Here is a 1,105-nt window from a genome sequence, read left to right on the forward strand (position 1 = left end):
GACCATAATCAAGTCAGTGCTCTTAGAGTTTCACAATGAATTTGACAAAAAACTATCAACAGGCCTAATTGCCGAAAAATTTGAAGAATTCTACCGTAGAGTCTCTTCAAGCTATCAGCTTTACGTCTCAGAATTCTCATTCCAAAAAATAAAAGCAGAAGTAGAAAAAAGCAAATTCGAATTCATAACCAGGATAAATAAAGTATTTTCCGACATACAGAATCAACTTTTAGTCGTTCCTGCCTCTTTGATCTTAGTGGGGAGCCAGTACGAAACAAGCAATAGCATGACGCTCAAGAATCTAATCATATTTTGCGGAGCGATAGCTTTCGCTGCGTTCATGATGCTATTGATACTAAATCAAAGAAACACACTTCTCTCTATTTTGAACGAGATAAACAACGAACTTCAACTCATAAAACAAAAACATTCATCCGTAAAATTACAATTTGACGACCAATACAAGCTCCTTGAAACGCGCTTCTTGTACCAGTACATCTTGCTTGAGATAGTCTCACTAATTGTCGCCCTTGCACTCGCAGCGGCGAGCGCTCTATTCTTCTACTTCTCTAATAACAAAGAAATCCCTATAGAGATTTGCTTGGTAATAGCCTTTGCACTTTTCGTATACGCTTTTGTACGAATCGCCTCTACCATAGGTGTTTTTCTTAAAAACCCTTTGCGCAGCCGAAAATACTGACCGCTAACGTTTTATTCTTTCTACGCCATACCTCCCCCTAGCAAACCCTCATTAAAATTTCGCCAAGAATTAATTTAAGCTGGAACCCCGCCAACATCATTAGAATATTAATCCACCCCAGCGACAGTACATTCGCGTCAGCGCCAACTATTTAATCGTAGATCAACGAAAACAAAAGCCCCGGTTCGACTCAACGAAACACCATAATTAGCTGATTTATTTGTGGCTACCCTATGAAGTATGCAAAAAACCACCAAATTCCAGCCCGGCGTATCCCCTGCCCTCACAGCAAGAAACCGTTCGTCTGGTGCCGCGTCAAAGCTCCGCAATGCGGGGCTGAACTTGCTTCAAGTTCTGTGTGATCTAGGCACTGTACGAAAAGAAATGTCGTAGACACCGCCGCCA

1 protein-coding gene is annotated in these 1,105 nt (G+C 41.4%); it reads left to right on the forward strand.

Features of this window, described 5'->3' with window-relative positions; translation table 11 throughout:
• Nucleotides 1-700: hypothetical protein (locus tag K675_RS31635; RefSeq protein ID WP_017907040.1), on the forward strand; the 700-nt coding region annotated here is incomplete at its 5' end.
• Nucleotides 701-1,105: the final 405 nt, after the last annotated feature.

The organism is Pseudomonas fuscovaginae SE-1 (assembly GCF_000364705.1).
Lineage (GTDB): Bacteria > Pseudomonadota > Gammaproteobacteria > Pseudomonadales > Pseudomonadaceae > Aquipseudomonas > Aquipseudomonas fuscovaginae_A.